Genomic DNA, 23,679 nt, shown 5'->3' with positions numbered 1-23,679 from the left:
CAATCGCTTCGGATCGCGCGCACCACCCCGGTCAGGGGGGAGCGGAGAAACCATGATTGCCCCGTGGGGGGAATCAGGCATCATCACCCCATGCGCCTCGCTTTCGAAATTGCCGTGATCATCGCCCTGGTTGTCCTCAACGGCTGCTTCGCCATGTCCGAACTGGCCATCGTCTCCGCCCGCCGCGCCCGGCTGGCCACCCTGGCCGCCGAGGGCAGCAAGGGAGCCCGGGCAGCCCTGGACCTGGCCGACAACCCCACCCGCTTCCTGTCCTCGGTGCAGATCGGCATCACCCTGGTGGGCGTGCTGGCCGGCGCCTATTCCGGCGCCACCCTGGCCGAACAGTTGGGAGCCTGGATCGCGGCGGAATTTCCCGTGGCGGCGTCAGTGGCGCCGGGCGTCGCCATCGCCCTGGTCGTGGGCGCCATCACCTATGCCTCGCTGATCGTCGGCGAACTGGTGCCAAAGCACATCGCCCTGGCCAATCCCGAGGGCATCGCCGAGCGGGTGGCGCGGCCCATGGCCATGGTGGCCCGCCTGACCTCGCCGCTGATCTGGCTGCTGGAAGGGTCCAGCCATGCCGTGATCCGCATGCTGGGAATCCGCCGGTCGGATGATCACGCCGTCACCGAGGAGGAAGTGCGGGCCATGATCGCCGAAGGTACCGAAAGCGGTGTCTTCGAGCCGGAGGAAGAGGAGATGATCTCCGGCGTCATGCGCTTTGGCGACCGCCGCATCCGGGGAATCATGACACCCCGCGCCAACATGGTCTGGATCGATCTCGACTGGGATGCCGACGATATCCTGAAGACGCTGCGCGACTGCCCCCATTCCCGCCTGCCGGTCTGCCGGGGCGGCCTCGACGAGACACTGGGCGTGGTCCAGGCCAAGGACCTCCTCAACGCCGCCATCGACCAGCGCCCGGTGGACGTCGCGGCGGCCGTCAAGGTGCTGGCGGTGGTGCACGACAACGCCCCCGCGCTGCACGTTCTGGATGTTCTGAAACAGTCGGACATCCACATGGCGCTGGTGGTGGACGAATACGGCAGCGTCGAGGGCATCGTCACCGCCGCCGACATCCTGGGCTCGATCCTCGGCACCTTGTCCGAACACGGCGAGGAATACCAGGGCACCATCACCGAGCGGGAGGACGGCTCCTGGCTGATGGACGGCGACGTGGCGGTGGATCTGGCCGCCGAGCGGCTGGGCTGCCGGGTGATGAAGGAAGGCGGCGGCGACTACACCACCGCCGCCGGGTTCATCCTGTCCCAGGTCCGCACCATCCCGTCGGCCGGCGACCACTTCATCAGGGACGGCTGGCGCTTCGAGGTGGTGGACATGGACGGGCGGCGCATCGACAAGATCCTGGTGTCAAGGGAGACCGGGACTTTGGGGATGTGAAGAAAGGCGGCCGGGACGGCCGCCCCCGCCCTCAGATATACTGTCCCGAATCCACCTTGATCACCTCGCCGGTGATGCAGCGGGCCGCGTCCGACAGCAGGAACAGCACGGCGTTGGCGATGTCGGTGGTGTCGGGCAGGATGGAGAGCGCCGCCTCGGCCAGGGCCTTGTCGCGGAACTGCTGATCCAGCTTGAGCGTCATCTCGGTCAGCACCATGCCGGGCGCCACCGCGTTGCAGGTCACGCCCTTGGAGCCCAGCTCCTTGGCCGCCGTCTTGGTCAGGCCCACCATGCCGGCCTTGGAGGCGGCATAGTTGCCCTGGCCCATCTTGCCGCGCAACCCGTTGATGGAAATCATGTTGACGATGCGTCCCACCCCCGCCTGCACCATGCCGGGGCCGGCGGCGCGGATGGTGTTGAAGGCGCTGGTCAGGTTCACCGTGAGCACCGAGCCCCATTCCTCGTCGCTCATCTTGAGCAGCGTGCGGTCGCGGGTGATGCCGGCATTGTTGACCAGCAGGTGTACCGGCTTGCCGATGGCCGCGAAGGCGGCGTTGACGGAGTCCGAGTTGGAGACGTCCACCGCATGGGCCGTCATGCCCTGGGGCAATTCCCCGGCCTCGCGGTCGAAGACGTGCACCTCGGCACCTCCGGCCAGCAGACCATCGGCGATGGTGCGCCCGATTCCGCGCATTCCACCGGTGACCACCGCCACCCGTCCAGGAAACTCCCACTTCATGACAACGCTCCTCTTGACCGCCGATTTGATTTCGGTATTATAGTACCGAATTATTCATTTAACAGGGTACCGCCCGCCGAGGGATGCCGTCAAGACCCGGCACCCACCCCAAACCAGACCGGTGGACCCACGAGAGGGAGGTTCGCGAGTTCATGAGCACCACCATCCGCGACATCGCTGCCGCCGACCTGGAGCGCGTTATCGAGCTGGATCGCCGCCTGACCGGCAAGCCGCGCCGCAATTACCATGAAAAGCGCCTGGCGGCCGTCACCGCCGAGCCGGCCAGCTTCGTCACCCTGACCGCCGCCGACGGGCCGGTGCTCAAGGGCTATGCCTACGCCCATATCCTGGACGGAGAGTTCGGCGGCGCCGGCCCCGTCGGCGTGCTCGACACCATCGGCATCGACCCCGACCAGCGGGGCCAGGGCCTGGGCCGCAAGCTGCTGGCCGCCCTGGAGGAAGCGCTGAAAAAGCGCGGCGTCAAGGAACTGGTCAGCCAGGCCGACTGGACCGAACACGGCATCACCCGCTTCTTCCAGTCCGCCGGCTTCGAACTGGCGCCGCGCCTGGTGCTGGAACGCACCACCGACAACGTCTCCGATTTCGAGGCCCCCCTGGCCCAGCAGGTCCGTGACAGCGACGAAGTCGACCTGTCCGATCCCTCCGGCGACGACTATGCCGCCCTGTCGCGCGACCGCGTTCCCGTGCGCTCGCTGACCGAGGCCGACTACCCCTTCATCGTCTCGGTAGACCGCAAGGTCACCCGCCGTGACCGCTCGACCTACTACACCCGCAAGATCGCCGAAGTGACCAAGGAATCCGGCGTGCGCGTCTCCCTGGTCGCCGAGATCGACAACCTGTTCGCCGGCTTCGTCATGGCCCGTACCGAATACGGTGAATTCGGCCGCGCCCAGACCACCGCCGTCCTCGACACCATCGGCGTCGACCCCGCCTATGCCCGCCACAGCGTCGGCCGCGCCATGATGAGCCAGTTGCTCACCAATCTGTCGTCGCTCGGCGTGGAAAAGGTTCAGACCCAGTTGGCCTGGGACAGCTTCGACCTGATGGGCTTCCTCGCCCGTTGCGGCTTCAAGCCGTCCCAGCGTCTGATCTTCCAGCGTCGGCTCGGGTAACCCCCCCTACCCTGCCAGACTCGGCGGGTCGCCCTTCCCGTTCCCGACCCGCCCGAAGGGGCCGGCAGTTGCCCGACTGCCGGCCCCGCTTCCGTTATGAAGGTGCGAAGGGACTCGTCCCTTCGCGCATCCCGGTCCTTTTGAATTGTCCTGGGACACGATATCCTCATCCCTATGAAGGATATGTCCGACGTCGAGATCATTGAGGCCGAGCGCTACGAGCTGTTCGTCCCGGCCGAGAAGATGGACCTTGATATCGCCCGCACACCCTTGACCGAAGACATCCTGCGCGAGGCAAACGTCCATGGAAGATGACGTTCTGGGTCGGGTTCAAGAAAAGGAATGAGAGGGAAAGGGCACGGCGAGCCTCATCCCTTCGCGTGTCTCAGCACACAATAGGGATGCGCGAAGGGACGTGTCCCTTCGCTTCCTTGAAGCGGGCGGAACGCCCGCCCCTGGCACGGCGGCTTCGCTTTGCTCAGGATGACAAGACGAAATGGCGCAGAATAACAGCCGCCTCAGTCCGGAATAACCGCCGTGGCTTCCAGTTCGATCTTAGCCGGGTGATCGAGGAGATCGGCGACGAAGATCATGCTCATGGCCGGGTAGTGGTTCCCCATGAGCTTGCGCCAGATGGCGCCCAATTCCTTGCGGACGGCGAGGTAGCGCGGCTTGTCGATGCAAAAGGCGGTGATGCGGATGATGTGTTCCGGCTTGCCGCCGGCGGTGTTCAGAATATCGAGGATATTCTTCAGGGCCTGTTCGAATTGGGGGACGATGTCCTCGCTTTCGAACACTTGGCTGGCGTTCCAGCCCACTTGTCCGGCCAGGGCGAGCATCCTGCCCTTTTGGGCCAGGATGCCGTTGGCGTAACCGATCGGCTTGTCCCAGCCCTCGGGCAGGATGGTCGTATGCATGGTCAGTCTCCGGCTTCCCAGTTGGGATCGTCGTCGTCGTATTCCCAATCGTCAGGAGGCACGGGCAGTTCGTCGCGCCGGGCCTGCATGACGCGCACATGGCCCTTCTCGCGCTCCACCAGGGTCAGGGCCTCGGCCCGGACATCGGCGAAGGGGGACTTGTCCGCCAGGGCTTCGAACAGGGCCAGGGTGTCCTGCTCGTGGCGAAGGGCCAGATCGAAGGCGTGCCAGGGCCACATCAGATAGTGAACGGCGTCGGGGTCGGCGATCTCGGGATCATCCTCTCCCCACGGCACGGTGTCGGGCCGGGGACCGATTGTGGTCGGGAAGTCGGCGGCGTGCCGTTCTTCCATGTCGGCCAGTTCCGCGAAGGCTTCGGCGGTGTCGGGGTTGTTGCACGACGCCTCGAACGCTTCGGCCAGTTCGCGGTAGCGCTCCGCCGAGCGCTCTTCCATCGCTCGCGCGACGGAGAGCAACTCGGCGGAGGTCTTCACCGCCCCAAAATCAGGGGCACGGCTCAAAGGGTGAATTCCCGATCGAGATCGGACACCGCATTGGTCGCCTTCTTCTCCTTGCCATAGGCCGGACGGTTGCCACGGTAGAGGATACCGCAGTTGAAGCCGTCATCGGTCATCAGGCGGCGAGCCGCCTGGGCCGGATCGGTGGTCGGCTCGATGTTGACGTTGCGCATGGTGTTCTTCCAGTCCCGCTGCTCTTCACGGAAGGTGATGCAGGGGCTCATGATCGCAACGAACGAGAAGCCGGGATGGCGGATGGCCTCGGCAATGATCTGGGCGGTGCCGTTCGGATCACCCGAGAAGCCGCGGGCGATGAAGTTGGCGCCCGAGGCCAGCGCGATGGCCAGCGGATGGAACGGGGTCATGCCGGTGCCGCCGGGCGGGGCCATGGCCGAGGCATCCCAATCCGACTCGGTGGTCGGCGAGGGCTGGCCCTTGGTCATGCCGTAGACCCGGTTGTCCATGACGATGTAGGTCAGGTCGACATTGCGGCGGCAGGCGTGCAGGAAGTGATTGCCGCCGATGGAGAAGCCGTCGCCGTCACCGCCGGCCACCATCACGGTCAGGTCGGGGCGGGCCAGCTTGAGGCCCTGGCCGACCGCGAGAGCGCGACCGTGGATGGAGTGGATGCCGTAGGTGTTGGTGTAGGCCGGAATGCGGGACGAGCAGCCGATGCCCGAGACCACCGAGGTCTCGTGCGGCTTGAGGCCCAGATCGGCGAACGCCTTGGTGATGGAGGACAGCACGGCATAGTCGCCGCAGCCAGGGCACCAGACCGGCTTGACGTCGGACTTGAAATCCTTGGCGGCGTAGGTAGCGGTAGAATCGCAGCTGGACATGACTTACTTCCCCATCGACAGGAGGCGGGCGTGGATTTCACCGGGACGCATGGGCAGCGGGCCGGAACGAGACAGCGATTCCGGCTTGACCGGGAGATCGTACTCGCCACGCAGGTAACGGGTGAACTGGCCCTGATGGCTCTGCTCGACCACCAGGATCTTGCTGACGCCCTTGAGGGCATCGGCCAGATGCTGCGGACGGATCGGGGAGATCAGACGCAACGAGATCAGCTTGGCGTTGATGCCGTCGGCCTTGGCGCGGGCCACCGCCTCGCGGGCGGCGCCGGTGCACGAGCCCCAGGTGATGACGGCGATGTCGCCCTCACCCTCGATGGTGGCCCAATGGTTGCCGTAGTCGAAGTTGGTCAGCTTGCGCTGACGCTTGTCCAACTGCAGGGTGTGGTCCGAGGACTGCGAGGACGGCGTGCCGGTCTCGGTGTGCTCGAGGCCGTCCGAGGTGTACTGGCAGCCCGGCTGGCCGGGAACCGGCATGGGCGAAATGCCCGAGGCGGTGTTGGCGTAGCGCTTGAACACCTCGCCCTCGGCCGGAGCCTCGGCGACCAGACGCTTGCCCACGAAGGCCACGTCGGCGGGAGCGTCGATGATGGCGCGGCTCTGGCCCAGGGCCTGATCGCTCATCACCAGACAGGCGGTCTGCAGGCTTTCGGCCAGATAGACGCCCCACTGGGTGGTGAAGATGCAGTCGCCGACCGAATTGGGGGCGACGACCAGATGCGGCGCGTCGCCGTGCAGGCCGTAGACCGCGATGTTGAGGTCCGACTGCTCGCACTTGGTGGCGATGCCGGTGGAGGGACCGACGCGCTGCACGTCGACCACCACCACGGGGGTCTCGGAGGCAACGGCCAGGCCCAGGCCTTCGGTCATCAGCGACAGGCCGGGACCGGCGGTGGAGGTGATGGAGGCTTCTCCGCCATAGGAGGCGCCCAGGCACATGTTGATGGAGGCCAGCTCGTCCTCGGCCTGCACGAACACGCCACCCACCTTGGGAAGCGCGCTGGCCAGGTATTCCAGCACCTCGGTGGCCGGGGTGATGGGATAGGCGGCGCAGAAGCGCACGCCGCCGCGAATGGCGCCCAGACCGGCGCCGTAATTGCCGGTGACGGTCCAGCGCTTGGCGTCCTTGGCCTTGGCCGCGGCCAGGCGCTTGGCACCGCCCAGGGTGGCGGCGGCGGCGGCACCGGCCTTGACGCCGGCCACCGAAGCCTCATAGGCGTCGGCGCGCTTCTTCTTCAGGGACTTGCCCAGCACCTCGGTCAGCGGGCCGACCGGAATGCCGATCAGCTCGGCCACGGCGCCGAGAGCGATCATGTTGGGACGGCCGCCGGGAATCTCCTTGGCCAGATCCTTCATGTGCAGATGGACGATCTTGGCCCCGGTCTTGACGTAGACGTCCGGCACGTCGCCGGCGGAGGGGTCGCAGATCACGATGCTGTTCTTCGACAGCGGCAGCTCGGCGGCAAAGCGCTGAACGCCCTGCCAGTCGATGGCCAGCATGATGTCGAAGGTGTCATCCACCGAAGTGATGGGCTCGACACCCAGGCGCACCAGGGCCGCAGCCTCGCCGCCTCTGATCTGCGGGCCGGAGGAGCGGCCGAAAAGCGCGTAGTAACCAGCCTCGGCGGCGGCGTCGAGGAACATGTTGGCGGCCGTCATCACGCCGGCGCCACCACTGCCGCACATCGCGATCGAGACAGACCCAGATCCGGAACTCGTCGTCATATTCTGTTTCCCCAGATTAGGCCCCCGAATTCCTTCGCATTGGGCCTGGCCAGTGTTTAAGCCGCCCCCGCTCCCAAGCCTGAAAGGCGGCTCGACATAAGGGGGTTTACGCACCGCGAGGCGAATTCGGCGAACCGTCTTCTCCAACGCGGACGAGACTAGGTGCATACCACCCATTTGGGTCGGACGACAAGCCCACAAGCTGCACTTGACGGCTAATTCGGTATTGTGGTACGCATTTACGGAATAATACAGGGCGATCCATGGCGCGACGGTGCCGCGGGTCGGAGATAACGGGAAGAGAGAGGGAATACGGAATGAGCATTTCCGCTTATCGTTGGATGATGACCGGTGTCGGCCAGCCCATGGTGAAGGAAGCCATGGAAATCGCCGCGCCGGGCGCCGGTGAGGTGCTGGTCGAGGTCGCGGGCTGCGGCGTCTGCCACACGGATCTGGACTACTATTACAACGGCGTGCGCACCAACCACGCCCTGCCCCTGGCGCTTGGCCACGAGATCAGCGGCCGGGTGATTCAGGCCGGCGCCGGCGCCGAAAGCTGGGTCGGCAAGGCCGTCATCATTTCGGCGGTGATTCCCTGCGGCCAGTGCGACCTGTGCAAGCGCGGCAAGGGCACCATCTGCCGCTCGCAGAAGATGCCGGGCAACGATCTGCAGGGCGGCTTCGCCACCCATATCACCGTCCCCGCCAACGGGCTGTGCGCCGTGGACGAGGCCCGGCTGAAGGCTGCCGGCCTGGAGCTGTCCGAGGTCTCCGTGGTGGCCGACGCGCTGACCACCCCCTATCAGGCCGCCGTGCAGGCCGGCATCGGCCAGGGCGACCTGGTGATCGTCATCGGCTGTGGCGGCGTGGGCGGCTATTCCGTCCAGGTGGCCTCGGCCATGGGCGCCACCGTGGTGGCTCTGGACATCGACCCGGTCAAGCTGGAAGCGGTCAAGGCGGCGGGCGCCAAGCTGACGCTGAACCCCAAGGACTTCCCCTCGACCCGCGAGATCAAGAAGGAAATCGGCGCCTTCGCCAAGGCCCAGGGCCTGCGCTCCACCGAGTGGATCATCATGGAATGCTCGGGCAGCGTTCCCGGCCAGCAGAGCGCCTTCGACCTGATGGTCCATGGCTGCACCATCTGCGTGGTGGGCTACACCATGAACAAGGCCGAGTTCCGCCTGTCCAACCTGATGGCCTTCCATGCCCGCGCGCTGGGCAATTGGGGCTGCCCGCCGGACCTGTATCCCGGCGCCCTGGATCTGGTCCTGTCGGGCAAGATCAACGTGAAGAACTTCGTCGAGCGTCGCCCGCTGGACAGCATCAACGACACGTTCGCCGCCGTGCACGACCACAAGCTGTCGCGCCGCGCCGTCCTGTGCCCCAACGCCTAAAAGAAATTCAAGAGAGGGAGAGTCCTGGTCATGAAGAAGGAAACCGCGGCCATCGTCGATTCAACGGCGCCCGCCCACCTCAACGATCACAATCTGGTCCCCACCACCGTGGTCCCCGGCGTTCTGTACGAGAAGCGCCCGGCCAAGCGGGCCGACGGCACCGTGGCCGAGGGCCTGTATAACGCCTGGATCACGCTGGACAACCAGAAGCAGTACAATTCCTACACCACCGACATGGTGAAGGGCGTCATCATGGCGTTCCGCGACGCCTCCAACGCCCGCGACGTGTCGTCGGTGGTGTTTACCGGCGCCGGCGACAAGGCGTTCTGCACCGGCGGCAACACCAAGGAATATGCCGAGTACTACGCCGGCAACCCGCAGGAATACCGCCAGTACATGCGGCTGTTCAACGACATGGTCTCGGCCATCCTGGGCTGCGACAAGCCGGTGATCTGCCGCGTCAACGGCATGCGCATCGGCGGCGGCCAGGAAATCGGCATGGCCGCCGACTTCTCGGTGGCCCAGGATCTGGCCAAGTTCGGTCAGGCCGGCCCCAAGCACGGCTCGGCCCCCATCGGCGGCGCCACCGACTTCCTGCCCGTCATGATCGGCTGCGAGCAGGCCATGGTGTCGGGTTCGCTCTGCGAGCCCTGGTCGGCCCACAAGGCCTATCGCACCGGCATCATCATGGATCTGGTCCCGGCCCTGAAGGTCGACGGCAAGTTCGTCGCCAACCCCCTGGTGATCACCGACCGCTATCTCGACGAGTTCGGCAAGATCGTCCACGGCGAGTCCAAGACCGGCGCCGAGCTGGCAGCGGGCAAGGAGCTGCTGAAGAAGGGCACCATCGACCTGTCCCTGCTGGACGCCAAGGTCGAGGAGATCTGCGCCAAGATCCTGCACACCTTCCCGGATTGCTTCACCAAGACGATCCAGGAACTGCGCAAGCCCAAGCTGAACGCCTGGAACGCCAACAAGGAAAACAGCCGCGACTGGCTGGGCCTCAACATGATGACCGAGGCCCGCACCGGCTTCCGCGCCTTCAACGAGGGTCCCAAGGAAGACCGCGAGATCGACTTCGTGGCGCTCCGCCAGGCCCTGGCCAAGGGTGCCCCGTGGACGCCCGAGCTGATCGAGTCCCTGATCCCCAAGGCGGGCCACTGACATGGCCGAAGGCATCTCCAACTGCCTGAAGGTCTGGAAGGACCGCGAGGGGAAGCTGCTGCGGCTGCGCCTCTCGCGGCCCAAGGCCAACATCGTCGACGCCGAGATGATCGCGGCGCTGAGCGCGGCCCTGGGCGACGCCCATGAGGATTCCGCGCTCCGCGCCGTGCTGATCGACCACGAAGGGCCGCATTTCAGCTTCGGCGCCTCGGTGGCCGAGCACATGCCCGACCAGTGCGCCGCCATGCTGGCCAGCCTGCACAAGCTGGTCATCGCCATGGTCGACTTCCCCCTGCCCATCCTGGTCGCCGTGCGCGGCCAGTGCTTAGGCGGCGGGCTCGAAGTCGCCCTGGCCGGACACATGATGTTCGTCTCGCCCGACGCCAAGCTGGGCCAGCCGGAGATCGTGCTGGGGGTGTTCGCCCCCGCCGCCTCGTGCCTGCTGCCCGAGCGCATGCCCCGGGTGGCGGCCGAGGACCTGCTCTATTCCGGCCGTTCCATCGACGGCGCCGAGGCCGCCCGCCTCGGCATCGCCAACGCCGTGGTGGACGACCCGGAAAATGCCGCCCTGGCCTGGTTCGACAACGGCCCGGCCAAGCATTCGGCGGCAAGCCTGCGTTTCGCGGTCAAGGCCGCCCGTCTCGGCATGAACGAGCGGGTCAAGGCCAAGATCGCCGAAGTTGAAGCCCTTTACCTCAACGGCCTGATGGCCACCCACGACGCAGTCGAGGGTTTGAACGCCTTTCTCGAAAAGAGGCCGGCACTTTGGGAGGACCGATAGGATGTCTGGAAAGAATAAAAGCGTCGCCGACATCATGGCCGTGTGCCAGGAGATGTTCGAAGACCTGAACTTCACCTATGCTCGCAAGTGGAAGGACGCCAAGCCCGGCCGCAAGGTCATCGGCTTTCTGCCCGTCTACTCGCCCATCGAGATGATCCACGCCGCGGGCTGCCTGCCGCTGGGCATCTTCGGCGGCGGCGACCAGATGGAAGTCATTCACGGCGACGCCTACTACCAGAGCTACATCTGCCGCATTCCGCGCTCGACCATCGAACTGGGCGTCACCAACCGTCTCGACTTCGTCGACGGCATGATCTTCCCGTTCGTCTGCGACGTGATCCGCAACCTTTCGGGCATCTGGAAACTGATGTTTCCGAATGTGTGGTCCAAGTTCTTCGACACGCCCCAGAACTACGACAAGTCCATCGGCGGCACCTACTACATCCAGGAACTGCACGAGCTGAAGGAAGGCCTGGAGACTCTGACCGGCCGCAAGATCAGCGACGCCGACATCCAGCGCTCCATCGGTCTCTACAATGAGAACCGCCGCCTGATCCGCGAGGTGTACGCCTTCCGTGCCAAGCAGCCCTGGCTGGCCCCCACCTCCGAGGTCTACGTGCTGATGCGCGCCGGCCTGATGATGGACGTGGAAGAGCACAACCAGATGCTCAAGGACTACATGGCCGCCGCCGCCAACGAAGACCGGCCGAAGCGCGACAACGTCCGCATCTCCATCTACGGCTCGTTCTGCGAGCAGCCGCCGCTGAACCTGATCAAGTCCATCGAGATGGCCGGTTGCTATGTGGTCGACGACGACTACTCGCTGAACAACCGTTTCCTGATGGTCGATGTCCCCACCACCGGCAATCCGCTGGAGGCCCTGGCCATGACCTATCTCGAGAACTCGGTGGAGACCTCGTGCAAGTACGTCCCCGACGGCAAGGTCAAGGGCCAGTTCCATGTGGACGCGGTCAAGGCCTGCGGCGCCGAGGGCGTGATCTACGCGACCCCCAGTTTCTGCGACCCGGCCCTGCTGGACCGTCCCATGGTCTGCAACAAGCTGTCGGAAGCCGGCATCCCCTACATCGCTTTCAAGTACGCCGAAAACTCTGGCCAGATGCAGCCGATCCGCGAGCAGGCTGGCACCTTCGCCGATTCCATCAAGCTGTGGAGCTGACATCATGAGCAAGCCTGAAGCCGTCAAAGAGCCGTCGATGGAAATGCAGAAGGCCATGATCGCGCGCAATTACGACGCGATCACGTCCAAGCATGAAACCGGCCGCAAAGTGTCCTCCACCTTCGTTCCGGGCAACCTGAACGAGTTGCTGATGTGTTTCGACATCGTCAACAACCTGCCCGAAATCAACGCCATCCAGGCCGGCATGCGCAAGGCCTCGGGCGGCTACATCATGGAAGCCGAGAAGTCGGGCCATTCCGAAGACGTCTGCACCTATGTGAAGGCGGATATCGGCCAGATGTCCAAGGGCAACATCGCCCCCAACGGCAAGCCCTATCCCAACCCCGACGTGCTGATGCTCAGCTACACCGGCTGCTACACCTTCATGAAGTGGTTCGAGCTGCTGCGTGAAGAGTACAAGTGCCCGACCCTGATGCTGCACGTGCCCTACGAGGGCGACGGCCACTCCACCAAGAACATGCGCGACTACATCGTCAAGCAGCTCAAGGAAGTGGTCATTCCGGGCCTGGAGCAGGTCTCGGGCGTCAAGTTCGACATCGACCGCCTGCGCCAGTACCTGCGCAACTCGGCCAAGGCCGAGGACAACCTGGTGTGGTGCCTGGAGCAGGGCAAGGTCAAGCCCTCGCCCATCGACGCCTATTTCGGCGGCGTGTACTACATCGGCCCGATCTTCACCGCCTTCCGCGGGACCGAGGATGCGGTGTCCTACTACGAGATGCTGCGCAAGGAAGTTCAGGGCCGCATCGAGAACCATCAGGGTCCGCTGACCCCCGAGGGCACCTACTTCAACGACCAGAAGTACCGTCTGATCGTCGAAGGCCCGCCCAACTGGACCAACTTCCGCGAATTCTGGAAGATGTTCTATGACGAGGGCGCCATCGTGGTCGCCTCCTCCTACACCAAGGTGGGTGGTCTCTACGACCAGGGCTTCCGTCACGATCCCGACAACCCCCTGGAGTCGCTGGCCGATTACTGCCTGGGTTGCTACACCAACCTCAACCTGCCGACCCGCGTCGATCTGCTGGCCAAGTATGTCGAGGAATACGAGGCCGACGGCCTGCTGATCAACTCGATCAAGAGCTGCAACAGCTTCTCGGCCGGCCAGCTGATGATCATGAAGGAAGTGGAGCGCCGCACCGGCCGTCCGGGCGCCTTCATCGAAACCGACCTGGTCGATCCGCGCTACTTCTCGGCGGCCAACGTCAAGAACCGCCTGGAAAGCTACTTCCAGATGATCGAGCAGAAGCGCCGTGGTGGCGGTTCCAAGACCGTGGCCGCGTAAGGGAGGGATACACAATGCGTTGTTTCATCGGTATCGATCTGGGCTCCACCACCACCAAAGCCGTGGTGATGGATGAGAACCTCCAGATCCTGGGACGCGGCATCACCAATTCGCGCTCCAACTACGACACCGCGGCCGCCGTTTCCAAGCAGGAAGCGCTGATCGACACCCGCCTGACCCTGTTCCGCCGCGCTCTGTCGAACGTGCCGGAAGTGTCGGGCAAGGTCGACGACATCCTGTCGGATCTGGAGCGGAACTTCCGTCACGTCCAGTTCCTGGAGCAGTTGGAAGACCTGCAGAACACCTGCATCGCCAACATCAAGGGGCCGCGCTTCGCCGGCCGCGAGAAGGTGGTGATCGAGGCCCTGGAAGGCACCTTCTCCCGCCTGCGTGACAGCTCGGCCGCCCAGTACGCGCCGGGCGTCAAGCGCAAGTCCGACTTCTTCCGCGATCTGGCCGGCGCCGAGTTCATGAGCCACGGCGAGGCGGTGTGCAAGGAGGCCGGTCTCGGCTTCGACCTGATCCTCAACGTCTACGACAAGTCGATCATCGAAGTGGAAAACCGTCCGCCGGCCGGCGACATGGAGGGCAAGTTCGTCCGCGCCCTGGAAAAGGGCACCATGACCGGGTCCTCGATCCTGGCCCCGGTGCAGTCGGCCCTGGCCATTCCGCTGGAGGAGACTTACGTGGTCGGCACCGGCTACGGCCGCGTCCGCCTGCCCTTCCCCAAGGAGCACATCCGCTCGGAGATCCTGTGCCACGGCCTGGGCGCCCACATGATGTACCCGGACACCCGCACGGTGCTGGACATCGGCGGCCAGGACACCAAGGGCATCCAGGTGGACCCGGTGGGCATCGTCGAGAACTTCCAGATGAACGATCGTTGCGCCGCCGGTTGCGGCCGTTATCTGGGCTACATCGCCGACGAGATGAACATGGGCCTGCACGAGCTCGGCCCGCTGGCCATGAAGTCCAACAAGCAGGTTCGAATCAACTCCACCTGCACCGTGTTCGCGGGCGCCGAGTTGCGTGACCGTCTGGCCCTGGGCGAAAAGCGCGAGGACATTCTGGCCGGTCTGCACCGCGCCATCATCCTGCGCGCCATGTCCATCCTGTCGCGCGCCGGCGGCGTCAAGGACCAGTTCACCTTCACCGGTGGCGTCGCCAAGAACGAGGCGGCGGTGCGCGAGCTGCGCAAGCTGATCAAGGAAAACTACGGCGACGTGACCATCAACATCGACCCGGACTCGATCTACACCGGCGCTCTCGGCGGGGCCACCTTCGCCGTCCGCGCGGTCGTCAACTAATCGGGAAGGGAGGAGACATCAATGTCTGAACTTATCACTACCGGTGTTGACATCGGATCGGGCTGCATCAAGACCGTGGTCTTCAAGGTCAATGGCGACAAGGTCGAGTGGCTGGGCAAGGAAACGGCGCGTATCCGTAACCGCGACCCCTTCCAGCTGACCAACGAAGCCTATGACCACATGCTGAAGACCGCCGGCGTGGACCGCAAGGACGTCGCCTATGTGGCTTCCACCGGCGACGCCGAGAATCTCAGCTTCGCCACCGGCCACTTCTACTCCATGACCACCCATGGTCGCGGCGGCCTGTACCTCAACCCGGAAGCCCGCGCCGTGCTCGACATCGGCGCCCTGAACGGCCGCGCCATCCGCATGGACGGCGTGGGCAAGGTGCTGTCCTACAAGATGACCAGCCAGTGCGCCTCGGGCTCGGGCCAGTTCCTCGAGAACATCGCCCGCTACCTGGGCATCGCCCAGGACGAAATCGGCTCGCTGTCCATGAAGGCCGATGACCCCGAGAAGGTGTCGTCCATCTGCGCCGTGCTGGCGGAGACCGACGTCATCAACATGGTGTCGCGCGGCATCTCGGCTTCGAACATCCTCAAGGGCATTCACGTGTCCATGGCGGTGCGCCTGGCCAAGCTGCTGAAGTCCATCGGCGCCGTGGACGGCATCGTCCAGGTCACCGGCGGCCTGGCTCTCGACACCGGCCTGGTGGCGGCTCTGAACGAGGCGGCCGAGCAGGAGAAGGTCAACCTGAAGGCCGTCTCCCACCCGGACTCCATCTATGCCGGCGCCATCGGTGCCGCGCTGTGGGGCGCCTTCCGTCACGAAAAGCTGGCCCGCCTGGGTCAAGCGGCGTAATATCCGCCCGGCGGTCCCCTCCTGACGCTTGGAGCCCAAGCGTCAGGAGGAAGGACCGCCGACTTTTCGAATGATCCGGCCCCGGTCACCCGCGATCAACGCGGGGGCCGGGGCGGCCCATAGTGGGGTTGCCAGGAGAGAGGAAAAACCCATGTCTCTGAAGATTACCGACGACTGCACCAGCTGCGACGCCTGCGTCTCCGCCTGCCCGAACACCGCCATTTCCGCTGGCGACGTGATCTATGTGATCGACGCGTCCCGCTGCTCCGAGTGCGTCGGCGCCGAAGACAGCCCGCAGTGCCAGATGGTCTGCCCGGCCGACTGCATCGTGCAGTTCGAAACCGAGACCAAGGACGCCCTGCTGGCCAAGTACAAGGCCATCCACGGCTGACCTGGGCCATCGGCCGAAGGTTCGGAAAACCCCCGCCGGTCCACCCGGCGGGGGTTTTTCATTTAAAGCCGGGCAAGGCCTCGCTCACCTGCGCCATCACCGACGCCCAATCGCCGGGAGAAGGCTGACGGAACAGACGCGCCGAAGGATACCAGGGGCTGTCCAGGCGCCCCTCGAACCAGCGCCAGTCGGCTCTGGCATCGAGCAAAACCCAGGTGGGCACCCCCAACCCTCCGGCCAGATGACAGACCGAAGTGCAGACCGTGACGACCAGATCCAGGCTGGCGACCAGGGCGGCGGTATCGCTGAAATCCGTAAGATCCGAGGTCGCGTCAAACAGCCTGGCACCGGCGCCCATGGCGTCCAGTTCGTCCCGCTGCGCATCCTTTTGCAGGTTGACCAGTTGGACGTCGGGCCGATTCAGCAGACCGGCCAGCAAGGGAGATGGCATGGATCGGTAGGGGTTGCGCTTGTTGTCCGGGTTTCCGCGCCAAACAACGCCGACACGAAGCCCCTGGGACACCAGTCGCTCCCGCCAGGCCGCCACCTTGCCCGGTTCGGCCGCGAGGTAAGGCCGGCTCGGTATGGTCTCCGGCGTGGACCCCAGGCGACCGGGCAGCCCCATGAGTGGACAATGGACATCAAAGGGCGGCAACGCCTCGCCCCGAGCCAACACTTCGACACCGGCAAGATTGCTCAGCAACAGCTTGAGCGGCTTTTGCACCACTGCGACGACCTTCCATCCCGCCGCCGCCAACTGGGGGGCGAAGCGGATAAACTGGAGGGTATCGCCCAGGCCTTGCTCCTCCCACAGCAGGATGGTCCGCCCGTCGGCGGGATCACCGGTCCACAGCGGCTGTGGGTGGCGATCCGCCGTCTGGACGGTCTGCCACCGCCAATCGTATTCGGCCCAGCCCTCGCTGAAATCGCCTCCGCGCAACAGCGAGTGGGAAAGGTTCCAATGGGCCGCTCCATAATCGGGGCGCAAGGCGATGGCCCGGCGATACGACGCGGTGGCGTCGGCCGTCCGCGTCGCCTCCTGCAAGGAGCATCCCAGGGAATAGTGCAGCTCGGGGTCGTCAGGTTGCAGCGCGAGGCCGCGCTCCAGCACCGAGATCGCCTCCTCCGTCCGATCCTGGGCCTGCAGGGCAACGCCCAGGTTGTTGTAGGCCATGGAATGGCCGGGATCCAATTGGATGGCCCGTTCCAGACAGGTCACCGCCTCATCCAAACGCCCCTGGGCTCGGCGGATGTCACCGAGCACATTCCAGGGAGCCGGCACCGACGGATCCATATCCCGGCATCGTTCCAGGACGGCGGCGGCCTCGTCGAGGCGACCGAGCCCGCGCAGCGCCAGCCCCAGGTTATAGTGCGGGACCGGGTCGTCGGGCCGGGCGGCCGCCACCTTGCGGAAATTCGCCGCCGCATCCGAAAAGCGCGACAGGGCCAGCTGGGCCTCGCCCAGGGTAATGACCGCCTGAATTCGTCCGGGGTCCTGCTTGACGACCTTGGCCAGAAGGTCGGCCGCCCCGGCAGGGTCGCCGCGGCGGAAAGCGACCGAGCCCAGGATGTGCATGGCGGCCGTGTTGCGACGATCAATCCCCAGCATCCGCTCGCATTCGGCGGCGGCCATCTCCAGATTGCCGCCATTGAAGGCCTGGACCGCGCGCTGGAACATGGATTGAAGCAAGACCGCGTTGTTCATCTCCCCCTATTCCTTGCGCAGCAGGTTGACGCGCATGGGCTGCTCGAAGGCGAAGCCGCCGTCTTCGGCGGGCGCCGCCAGCCGGGCGAAACGCTCGCGCATCTCGGCGTCGAGGTCCTCGAACTTGCCCTCGCGCTCGGCGTTGGCCGAGACGATCTTGTCGCGGAAGGCCTCGTAGCTCTTGAACACCATGGGATGAAGGTAGGTGAACTCGCTCGCCTCCTCCAGACCGTGAACCCAGGCGCCCTTGACGCTAGACAGCGCCGCCCCCCTCACCCAGGTCTCGTCGTCGATGGGCCGCACTGCCTCGAAGAAGGCGCCCCAGGGCAGCGGCTCGGAAACATAGACCTCGCCTCCGGGCCGGAGCACGCGGGCCGCCTCGGCCAGGGCCTTGGCCTGGAAGGCGATGGGAATGTGGTGCAGCGAGTTGAAGAACACCACCGCGTCGGCGCTTTCGTCGTCGACGGGCAACGCCTGCCCGACACCGTCGACGATCTCCTCGTCGGCCACTTTGGCGGCGGCACGGGCCTTGGCCAGCTGGCGCGGGCTGCACTCCACCCCCAGCACATGGGCGCCGAAGCGGGCCAGCGCCCGCACCAGACCGCCGTCGCCGCAGCCCACATCGATGACCCGCTTGCCTTTAAGGGCAAGGGTCTCCACGATGACATCGGTGTTGCGGCGCTTATCCATGACACTCTCCTCGATTTCCAGGATTACAGTTAAGGGATGTCCGCCGCTCCTGTCGATAGCCCAGTCGCGCCCTTTGACGCCGCCATCGTGCTGGGCGCCATGGTGCGACCCGACGGCAGCCCCAGCCCGGCCCTGGTCCGAAGGGTCGAGCACGGCGTGCGGCTGGCCGCCGGGGGCCACGTCAGGCACCTCCTGATGAGCGGCGGCCCGGTGCGCCACGCCACACCCGAGGCCCATGTCATGCGGGATCTGGCCGTGGCTTCCGGCATCCCGCCGGGACGGGTCCATGTGGAGACGTCTTCGGTCAACACCATCGGCAATGCCCTGATGTCGCGGCCCCTGGTCGAGGCGAAGGGCTGGAAGCGGCTGCTGGTGGTGACTGACGCCTGCCACATGCCTCGCACCCTCTACGTCTTTCGCCGATTGGGGCCGGCGGTTGTCCCATCCGCCGCCTGGCCCCGGACCCTGCCGGCCCGCGAGTGGTACTGGGCATGGCTGCGCGAAGCCGCCGCCCTGCCCTGGACCATCATCCGGGTCGAGCGGCTCAAGCACATGGCCTGAAATGCTTCGACGCAAGGTTGAAGTATCCGGGTGGTCACACCGATTACCTCCAGCGCCTTGACATAAGTCCAAGCGCTCACAACATGCCTTTTGTATTAATTAAAAGGGGCGCCGGCCATGAACAAGGTCTCGATCAATGCCCGCGTCATCACTATGGCCGCCACGGGTATTTCCTTGATTCTCGGGCTTGCGGCCCTGATTTTCTGGTCCCTGGGGACGCTGGATAAAATGGATGCCCGGCGGAAGGCCTTCGCCGATATCGCCGCCGGCAGCAAGGCTCTGCAGATCAAGAGCCTGGAGGCACGCCGGAGCGAAAAGGACCTGCTGATCCGCCACGAGATCAAATACGCCGCCATGGCGGCCAAAGCGGGCGAGGAGACCATCGCCATGGCAACCGCCATGGGACGGCTGCCCGAGTTGGCCCCGGCCGCCGCGCACATCCGCTCCGTCGAAACCGGAATGGCAACCTATGTCCGGAACCTGAATGCGGTGGCGGCCGCCATGACCACCGCCGGACTCGACGAGGAATCGGGGCTTCAGGGAGAGCTGCGCACCGCCGTCCACAAGGTGGAAAAGGCGGTCGCCGGCCAGGGACGGCAAGACCTCGTCAATCACATGCTGATGCTGCGCCGCCACGAGAAGGACTATCTTCTGCGCGGCAACCTGGAATATCGCGCCAAGATCGAGGCCGAGGCCGCCGCCTTCCTGGACAATCTCCAGCGTTCCGACCTGCCGTCGTCGCAAAAGTCCGAGCTTCGCCCCCTGATCGAGGCCTATGCCTTGGCGATCGGCAAGATGATCGACGCCGATCAGAGCAAGCGCAAGGCCGTGGCGGAGATGAGTTCCGCCTATGCCAGCTTCGCGCCGGCTTTCGACAAGATCGCCGACTTCGCCATTGCCATGGGCAATCAGGTGGATGCCGAAGATGATGCCATTCACAACCTGGTGGTGGGGCTGTCGACGTTCATCGCCATTGGCGCGACCGTCGCGTTCCTGATCCTGAGCTGGGTCATCAGCCGATCCATCGTCCTACCGGTGCGCGGCATCACCGGCGTCATGACCGCCCTGGCGGGCGGCGACCGGGCGATCATGGTTCCCTATGCCGACGGCCACGACGAGATCGCCGAGATGGCGCGTTCGGTCCAGATCTTCAAGGACGGCCTGATCCGTTCGGAGAAGCTGGAGGACGAGGCCAGGGCGGCTCGCGAAGAGCAGCTGGCGCGCTCGCACAAGCGGGAGCTTCTGACCGCCGATTTCGACGTGATGATCCGCCGCGTCATCGGCAAGGTCGAGGGCGCGGTGGAGAGTGTCCACACCACCTCCACCAACCTGCACGCCGCTGCCGAGCAGACCTCGCGTCAAAGTTCGGCCGTGGCCGCCGCCGCGGAGGAAGCGTCCTCCAACATCCAGACCGTGGCCAGCGCCGCCGAGGAACTGGGAGCCTCCACCCAGGAAATCAGCCGGCGGGTGCAAGACACCACCCGCATCACCCAGGATGCGGTCGACGGCGTGCACACCGCCGACGCCACCGTGGAGGGCCTGTCCACCGCCGCCCAGAAAATCGGCGAGATCGTCGGCCTGATCACCGACATCGCCGCCCAGACCAATCTGTTGGCGCTGAACGCCACCATCGAGGCCGCCCGGGCGGGCGAGGCCGGCAAGGGCTTTGCCGTGGTGGCGGGCGAGGTCAAGCATCTGGCCACCCAGACCGCCAAGGCCACCAGCGAGATCGCCGAGCAGATCGGCGGCATCCAGTCCTCCACCCAAAACGCCGTGGCCGCCATCAAGGCGGTGGGCGTCGCCATCGGCCGGGTCGACGAGGTGGTGTCCTCCATCGCCGCCGCGGTCGAGGAGCAGAACGCCGCCACCCAGGAAATCGTCCGCAACGTCCAGGAAGCCGCCAATGGGAACCAGGAGGTGACCAGCAATATTTCCGAGGTCTCGTCGGCGGCCCATATGACCGGGGAGATGGCGTCCACCATGTTCAAGGTGGCCGACGAACTGAAGGTGGCGGGGACCAGCCTGGGCCGCCACGTGGAAACCTTCCTGGGCAGCGTCAAGACCGTGTAGCTCGGCCGAGATCGGGCATGGTATCAAGACGGTTCATTGCCGGCGGGAGATCATGGCCCATCCAAAGCGCCCCCTGGACGGTATTCGCGTCCTCGACATCGCCACCTTCATCGCGGCGCCCTATGCCGCCGCCATTCTGGGCGAATTCGGTGCCGAGGTGATCAAGGTGGAGCAGCCGGGCGGCGGCGACACCTTCCGCCGCTTCGGCTCCATCACCGAGCGCGACGGCGATTCGCTGATGTGGCTGTCCGAGGCGCGCAACAAGAATTCGGTGACCCTGGACCTGCGCAAGCCCGAAGGCCGCGAGCTGTTCCTCAAACTGGTGGCCCGCACCGACGTCATCGCCGAGAATTTCCGCCCCGGCACGCTCGAGAAATGGGGACTGGGCTGGGAGGAGTTGCGCCGGGTCAATCCGGGGCTGATCCTGCTGCGCATCTCGGGCTATGGCCAGACCGGCCCCTACAAGGACCGCCCGGGCTTTGCCCGCATCGCCCACGCCTTCGGCGGCCTGTCCTATCTGGCCGGCATGCCGGGCGACGTGCCGGTGACCCCCGGCTCCACCTCCCTGGCCGATTACATGAGCGGCCTTTACGGCGCCATCGGCGTGCTGCTGGCGCTGCGGCACCGGGATGCCACCGGCGAGGGTCAGGTCATCGACCTCGCCCTGTACGAATCGGTGTTTCGTGCCCTCGACGAGATCGCCCCCGCCTTCGCCATGTTCGGCAAGGTGCGCGAACGTGAAGGCGCCGGCACGGTCAATGCCTGCCCCCACGGCCATTTCCGTTGCGGCGATGGCAAGTGGGTGGCGCTGGCCTGCACCACCGACCGCATGTTCGCCCGGCTGGCCGAGGCCATGGAGCGCCCCGAACTGGCCGACGGCGCCAAGTGGGGATTGCTGCGCAACCGGCTGGCCGAGCGCGCCGACGTGGATGCCCTGGTCGGCCATTGGGCCGCCACCCGCCCGCGCGAGACGGTGATGGAGCTTTGCCTGGACTTCGAGGTGCCCGCCGCCCCGCTCAACACCATCGCCGACATCTTCGAGGACCCGCAATTCCAGGCCCGCGGCAACCTGCTGGAGGTGGCCGATGCGGTCCTGGGCGGCGTCGTCGTGCCCGGCGTGGTCCCCAAGCTTTCGGCCACCCCCGGCCGGGTCGACCATCTCGGCCCCCGCCTGGGCGAGGACAACGCCCGGGTTTATGGCGGGCTGCTGGGTCTCGGCGAGGCCGAGATCGCCGAGCTTAAGAGCAAAGGCGTTATCTGAACGCCGCATGAACCAGCGGTTCAGCTCCGGTTGGGGTGGCCTGGGGCATTCTGTCTCCAGTTCAAAGCCTCACCAACCGGAGACCTCGCCATGTTGACCAAGACCACCCTGATTGCCGCCAGCGTTGCCACTCTCGCCCTGACCTCCGTCGCCCAGGCCAAGAGCCGGCCGCTCGGCGACGCCCTGCCCCCCGCCGTCATCCTCAACCAGATGGTGGCCGATGGCCACGACCTGCGCGCCCTCGACCGCGACCATGGCCGCTACCACGCCACCGTGCGGGCGCCGTCGGGCCAGCTGGCCACCTTCGAGGTGGACGCCCGGACCGGCGAGCTCCTGCCCGAGGCGGCTCGGATCAGCGACACCACGGTGCCGGAAACCGATACCAATGCGGTCAAGGCCATGCTGGCCGCCGCCGAACAGGGCCACTGGAACCTGTCGGAGCTGAAATGGAAGAATGCTTCGTATGTGGTGGCGGCCCGCGACGATGACGACGCCCCGGCCCGCTTCCAGGTGGACCCGGTCACCGGAACGGTAACCAAGGCCTCCCATCGTTAAGACCGGGCCATCGCTAAGATCGGGCGATCGCTGAGACCGAGGCGGACGTCCGGGGCCAATGCGGCCCCGGCGTTCCGTTACTCCGTCATCCCCACCACCTGCATCCTGACCGGCACGGCACCGAGATAGCTCATGTGCAGCCGCCGGGCGGCGGCCCGGGACAGGTCGATGGCACGCCCCGCCGCATAGGGGCCGCGATCGGTGACCACGACGATCACCGACTTCTTCTTGCCTGGCCGAGATACCTCGACCAAGGTGCCGAAAGGCAGAGTGGTATGGGCGGCCGTCAGGGCCTTGGGGTCGAACTTCTCGCCGCTGGCGGTGCGGTTGCCCTTGAAACCCGGCCCATACCACGAGGCGACGCCGTAGCTCTCGTGTCCCAGGGCCGCAGTGTGGGCCATTTCAGCCGAAGCCGGAAGTGACGTGGCTGCCGCAAGCACGGCGGCCAAAGCCGCGATCTTGAGTGCCTTCATCGTTTCAGTCCTGCATCTTGCCTGCATCAATTGCGGAGCATTCTGCCCGGAGCGTTCCTAACGAACTGTGAATTGCTACACAGTTGCGAACAATTTGTAAATACAAATAAATATCAACATACGCGTTTTTACTTATTTTCACGGCCGACCACCCGCAGGGCCACGACGGCTGTCGTCTCTCCAACCAACCCGAGGCGCCGTGCGGCTGGGTCGGACAGAGCCAAGATTCGCCCGTCTCCGGGTCCCTTGTCATCAATTCGAACCACCACGGAGCGGCGGTCTTCCGGCCGCCAGACCTCGACCAGGGAGCCCTTGGGCAGGCTGGGATGGGCGGCGGAATATTCGGCAAAGGCAATGCTACCGCTGTCACGGCTGGCATTTTCAAGGTCCGGCAAGCCGCGCGAGGACGCCACGCCAACCTGTTCAGGGCTGCGATAGTTCTTTCCCAGTGCATCCATCATGAAAAAGCCGAATGTGAAGACATTCACACAGAAGGTCGCGATCACTGCACGAATTATGAAGAGCCTTCTCATATCATTGGCCCACGAAAACTGTTCTTGACCCGTCACACTAATCACAGACTGGGTGGCAATTACCGTGATATTGCTCACACAGCCATTGACCGCCAAATGAGCTAAGGCCTTGCCCAATACCCCCCGGATGGGGCATCTTTCCCCTCTTTCCCAACGTTTTCCGGGC

Annotated in this window: 24 protein-coding genes; 15 read left to right on the top strand and 9 right to left on the bottom strand. The window is 65.3% G+C overall.

Annotated elements, in window-relative coordinates:
* Nucleotides 1–90 precede the first annotated feature (90 nt).
* Nucleotides 91–1,401 carry a hemolysin family protein gene (locus tag AMB_RS10875; RefSeq protein WP_011384550.1) on the top strand — a complete coding sequence of 437 codons (1,311 nt, stop codon included), beginning with the start codon at nt 91–93 and terminating at the stop codon, nt 1,399–1,401.
* A 31-nt stretch (nt 1,402–1,432) separates the two neighbouring features.
* Here AMB_RS10875 and AMB_RS10870 read toward each other — a convergent pair whose 3' ends face one another.
* On the bottom strand, nt 1,433–2,140 hold the full coding sequence (locus tag AMB_RS10870; RefSeq protein WP_011384549.1) for an SDR family oxidoreductase: 708 nt from the start codon (nt 2,138–2,140) through the stop codon (nt 1,433–1,435).
* 152 nt (nt 2,141–2,292) lie between these two features.
* Here AMB_RS10870 and AMB_RS24470 point away from each other — a divergent pair, with 152 nt between their 5' ends.
* Nucleotides 2,293–3,273, top strand: a complete 981-nt coding sequence (locus AMB_RS24470; RefSeq protein ID WP_011384548.1) for a GNAT family N-acetyltransferase — start codon at nt 2,293–2,295, stop codon at nt 3,271–3,273.
* 183 nt (nt 3,274–3,456) lie between these two features.
* Nucleotides 3,457–3,588, top strand: a complete 132-nt coding sequence (locus tag AMB_RS26775; RefSeq protein WP_269446067.1) for a hypothetical protein — start codon at nt 3,457–3,459, stop codon at nt 3,586–3,588.
* Nucleotides 3,589–3,791: 203 nt separating this feature from the next.
* Here AMB_RS26775 and AMB_RS10855 read toward each other — a convergent pair whose 3' ends face one another.
* The 4 genes from AMB_RS10855 to AMB_RS10840 are packed head-to-tail and all read right to left on the bottom strand — an operon-like array spanning nt 3,792 to nt 7,221.
* A complete protein-coding gene (locus AMB_RS10855) occupies nt 3,792–4,190 on the bottom strand; it encodes a RidA family protein (RefSeq protein ID WP_011384547.1) in 399 nt (132 codons plus the stop codon).
* Nucleotides 4,191–4,192: 2 nt separating this feature from the next.
* The gene (locus AMB_RS10850) at nt 4,193–4,684 is read right to left on the bottom strand and encodes a ferritin-like domain-containing protein (RefSeq protein ID WP_011384546.1); all 492 of its coding nucleotides are present in this window, start codon (nt 4,682–4,684) and stop codon (nt 4,193–4,195) included.
* Nucleotides 4,685–4,707: 23 nt separating this feature from the next.
* Entirely contained in the window at nt 4,708–5,547 is an 840-nt protein-coding gene (locus AMB_RS10845) for a 2-oxoacid:ferredoxin oxidoreductase subunit beta (RefSeq protein WP_011384545.1), read from the bottom strand.
* 3 nt (nt 5,548–5,550) lie between these two features.
* A complete protein-coding gene (locus AMB_RS10840; protein WP_043744209.1) occupies nt 5,551–7,221 on the bottom strand; it encodes a 2-oxoacid:acceptor oxidoreductase subunit alpha in 1,671 nt (556 codons plus the stop codon).
* Nucleotides 7,222–7,604: 383 nt separating this feature from the next.
* Here AMB_RS10840 and had point away from each other — a divergent pair, with 383 nt between their 5' ends.
* The 8 genes from had to AMB_RS10800 all read left to right on the top strand — a co-directional run bounded on the left by had (nt 7,605) and on the right by AMB_RS10800 (nt 15,665).
* On the top strand, nt 7,605–8,681 hold the full coding sequence (gene had / locus AMB_RS10835) for a 6-hydroxycyclohex-1-ene-1-carbonyl-CoA dehydrogenase (protein WP_043744206.1): 1,077 nt from the start codon (nt 7,605–7,607) through the stop codon (nt 8,679–8,681).
* Between the two features lie 30 nt (nt 8,682–8,711).
* On the top strand, nt 8,712–9,845 hold the full coding sequence (gene oah, locus AMB_RS10830) for a 6-oxocyclohex-1-ene-1-carbonyl-CoA hydratase (protein WP_011384542.1): 1,134 nt from the start codon (nt 8,712–8,714) through the stop codon (nt 9,843–9,845).
* Between the two features lies 1 nt (nt 9,846).
* Nucleotides 9,847–10,626, top strand: coding sequence for a cyclohexa-1,5-dienecarbonyl-CoA hydratase (locus AMB_RS10825; RefSeq protein ID WP_011384541.1), 780 nt, complete (start codon nt 9,847–9,849; stop codon nt 10,624–10,626).
* A 1-nt stretch (nt 10,627) separates the two neighbouring features.
* Complete coding sequence (bcrC, locus tag AMB_RS10820) at nt 10,628–11,803, top strand: benzoyl-CoA reductase subunit C (protein WP_011384540.1); 1,176 nt, start codon at nt 10,628–10,630, stop codon at nt 11,801–11,803.
* A 4-nt stretch (nt 11,804–11,807) separates the two neighbouring features.
* On the top strand, nt 11,808–13,106 hold the full coding sequence (gene bcrB / locus AMB_RS10815; protein ID WP_011384539.1) for a benzoyl-CoA reductase subunit B: 1,299 nt from the start codon (nt 11,808–11,810) through the stop codon (nt 13,104–13,106).
* A 14-nt stretch (nt 13,107–13,120) separates the two neighbouring features.
* Nucleotides 13,121–14,413, top strand: coding sequence for a benzoyl-CoA reductase subunit A (gene bcrA, locus AMB_RS10810; protein ID WP_011384538.1), 1,293 nt, complete (start codon nt 13,121–13,123; stop codon nt 14,411–14,413).
* A 21-nt stretch (nt 14,414–14,434) separates the two neighbouring features.
* The gene (gene bcrD, locus AMB_RS10805; protein ID WP_011384537.1) at nt 14,435–15,274 is read left to right on the top strand and encodes a benzoyl-CoA reductase subunit D; all 840 of its coding nucleotides are present in this window, start codon (nt 14,435–14,437) and stop codon (nt 15,272–15,274) included.
* A 151-nt stretch (nt 15,275–15,425) separates the two neighbouring features.
* Nucleotides 15,426–15,665 carry a YfhL family 4Fe-4S dicluster ferredoxin gene (locus AMB_RS10800; RefSeq protein WP_011384536.1) on the top strand — a complete coding sequence of 80 codons (240 nt, stop codon included), beginning with the start codon at nt 15,426–15,428 and terminating at the stop codon, nt 15,663–15,665.
* Nucleotides 15,666–15,723: 58 nt separating this feature from the next.
* Here the strand turns inward: AMB_RS10800 and AMB_RS10795 are convergent, their stop codons facing one another.
* Entirely contained in the window at nt 15,724–17,370 is a 1,647-nt protein-coding gene (locus AMB_RS10795; protein WP_011384535.1) for a tetratricopeptide repeat protein, read from the bottom strand.
* A 6-nt stretch (nt 17,371–17,376) separates the two neighbouring features.
* Entirely contained in the window at nt 17,377–18,060 is a 684-nt protein-coding gene (locus AMB_RS10790; RefSeq protein WP_043744204.1) for a class I SAM-dependent methyltransferase, read from the bottom strand.
* Nucleotides 18,061–18,096: 36 nt separating this feature from the next.
* On the opposite strand from AMB_RS10790, the gene AMB_RS25225 reads away from it, so the two are divergent.
* The 4 genes from AMB_RS25225 to AMB_RS10770 all read left to right on the top strand — a co-directional run bounded on the left by AMB_RS25225 (nt 18,097) and on the right by AMB_RS10770 (nt 22,507).
* The gene (locus tag AMB_RS25225; protein WP_043744201.1) at nt 18,097–18,621 is read left to right on the top strand and encodes a YdcF family protein; all 525 of its coding nucleotides are present in this window, start codon (nt 18,097–18,099) and stop codon (nt 18,619–18,621) included.
* A 117-nt stretch (nt 18,622–18,738) separates the two neighbouring features.
* Complete coding sequence (locus AMB_RS10780) at nt 18,739–20,691, top strand: methyl-accepting chemotaxis protein (protein WP_011384533.1); 1,953 nt, start codon at nt 18,739–18,741, stop codon at nt 20,689–20,691.
* A 52-nt stretch (nt 20,692–20,743) separates the two neighbouring features.
* Entirely contained in the window at nt 20,744–21,952 is a 1,209-nt protein-coding gene (locus AMB_RS10775; protein ID WP_011384532.1) for a CaiB/BaiF CoA transferase family protein, read from the top strand.
* A gap of 90 nt (nt 21,953–22,042) precedes the next feature.
* Nucleotides 22,043–22,507, top strand: a complete 465-nt coding sequence (locus tag AMB_RS10770; protein ID WP_011384531.1) for a PepSY domain-containing protein — start codon at nt 22,043–22,045, stop codon at nt 22,505–22,507.
* A gap of 77 nt (nt 22,508–22,584) precedes the next feature.
* On the opposite strand, the gene AMB_RS10765 is transcribed toward AMB_RS10770, so the two are convergent.
* Together AMB_RS10765 and AMB_RS10760 are read right to left on the bottom strand one after the other, a co-directional pair.
* Nucleotides 22,585–22,980: a septal ring lytic transglycosylase RlpA family protein gene (locus AMB_RS10765; protein WP_043744198.1), complete on the bottom strand. Its 396-nt coding sequence runs from the start codon at nt 22,978–22,980 to the stop codon at nt 22,585–22,587.
* 128 nt (nt 22,981–23,108) lie between these two features.
* A complete protein-coding gene (locus AMB_RS10760; RefSeq protein ID WP_231849046.1) occupies nt 23,109–23,591 on the bottom strand; it encodes a septal ring lytic transglycosylase RlpA family protein in 483 nt (160 codons plus the stop codon).
* Between the last annotated feature and the right edge of the window lie 88 nt (nt 23,592–23,679).

Origin of the sequence: Paramagnetospirillum magneticum AMB-1 (assembly GCF_000009985.1) — a bacterium.
In the GTDB taxonomy this organism is placed as follows: domain Bacteria; phylum Pseudomonadota; class Alphaproteobacteria; order Rhodospirillales; family Magnetospirillaceae; genus Phaeospirillum; species Phaeospirillum magneticum.
This window is presented reverse-complemented; position numbering and strand designations above follow the sequence as displayed.

What these genes read in the sequence shown, in the direction of transcription:
- AMB_RS10840 (WP_043744209.1), bottom strand. Translation starts at nt 7,221, where the DNA reads ATGACGGCCGCCAACATGTTCCTCGACGCCGCCGCCGAGGCTGGTTAC.
- AMB_RS10875 (WP_011384550.1), top strand. Translation starts at nt 91, where the DNA reads ATGCGCCTCGCTTTCGAAATTGCCGTGATCATCGCCCTGGTTGTCCTC.
- AMB_RS10765 (WP_043744198.1), bottom strand. Translation starts at nt 22,980, where the DNA reads ATGAAGGCACTCAAGATCGCGGCTTTGGCCGCCGTGCTTGCGGCAGCC.
- AMB_RS10800 (WP_011384536.1), top strand. Translation starts at nt 15,426, where the DNA reads ATGTCTCTGAAGATTACCGACGACTGCACCAGCTGCGACGCCTGCGTC.
- bcrC (WP_011384540.1), top strand. Translation starts at nt 10,628, where the DNA reads ATGTCTGGAAAGAATAAAAGCGTCGCCGACATCATGGCCGTGTGCCAG.
- AMB_RS10780 (WP_011384533.1), top strand. Translation starts at nt 18,739, where the DNA reads ATGAACAAGGTCTCGATCAATGCCCGCGTCATCACTATGGCCGCCACG.
- AMB_RS10870 (WP_011384549.1), bottom strand. Translation starts at nt 2,140, where the DNA reads ATGAAGTGGGAGTTTCCTGGACGGGTGGCGGTGGTCACCGGTGGAATG.
- AMB_RS10770 (WP_011384531.1), top strand. Translation starts at nt 22,043, where the DNA reads ATGTTGACCAAGACCACCCTGATTGCCGCCAGCGTTGCCACTCTCGCC.
- bcrD (WP_011384537.1), top strand. Translation starts at nt 14,435, where the DNA reads ATGTCTGAACTTATCACTACCGGTGTTGACATCGGATCGGGCTGCATC.
- AMB_RS26775 (WP_269446067.1), top strand. Translation starts at nt 3,457, where the DNA reads ATGTCCGACGTCGAGATCATTGAGGCCGAGCGCTACGAGCTGTTCGTC.
- bcrA (WP_011384538.1), top strand. Translation starts at nt 13,121, where the DNA reads ATGCGTTGTTTCATCGGTATCGATCTGGGCTCCACCACCACCAAAGCC.
- AMB_RS25225 (WP_043744201.1), top strand. Translation starts at nt 18,097, where the DNA reads ATGTCCGCCGCTCCTGTCGATAGCCCAGTCGCGCCCTTTGACGCCGCC.
- had (WP_043744206.1), top strand. Translation starts at nt 7,605, where the DNA reads ATGAGCATTTCCGCTTATCGTTGGATGATGACCGGTGTCGGCCAGCCC.
- oah (WP_011384542.1), top strand. Translation starts at nt 8,712, where the DNA reads ATGAAGAAGGAAACCGCGGCCATCGTCGATTCAACGGCGCCCGCCCAC.
- AMB_RS24470 (WP_011384548.1), top strand. Translation starts at nt 2,293, where the DNA reads ATGAGCACCACCATCCGCGACATCGCTGCCGCCGACCTGGAGCGCGTT.
- AMB_RS10775 (WP_011384532.1), top strand. Translation starts at nt 20,744, where the DNA reads ATGGCCCATCCAAAGCGCCCCCTGGACGGTATTCGCGTCCTCGACATC.
- AMB_RS10845 (WP_011384545.1), bottom strand. Translation starts at nt 5,547, where the DNA reads ATGTCCAGCTGCGATTCTACCGCTACCTACGCCGCCAAGGATTTCAAG.
- AMB_RS10790 (WP_043744204.1), bottom strand. Translation starts at nt 18,060, where the DNA reads ATGGATAAGCGCCGCAACACCGATGTCATCGTGGAGACCCTTGCCCTT.
- AMB_RS10855 (WP_011384547.1), bottom strand. Translation starts at nt 4,190, where the DNA reads ATGCATACGACCATCCTGCCCGAGGGCTGGGACAAGCCGATCGGTTAC.
- bcrB (WP_011384539.1), top strand. Translation starts at nt 11,808, where the DNA reads ATGAGCAAGCCTGAAGCCGTCAAAGAGCCGTCGATGGAAATGCAGAAG.
- AMB_RS10825 (WP_011384541.1), top strand. Translation starts at nt 9,847, where the DNA reads ATGGCCGAAGGCATCTCCAACTGCCTGAAGGTCTGGAAGGACCGCGAG.
- AMB_RS10795 (WP_011384535.1), bottom strand. Translation starts at nt 17,370, where the DNA reads ATGAACAACGCGGTCTTGCTTCAATCCATGTTCCAGCGCGCGGTCCAG.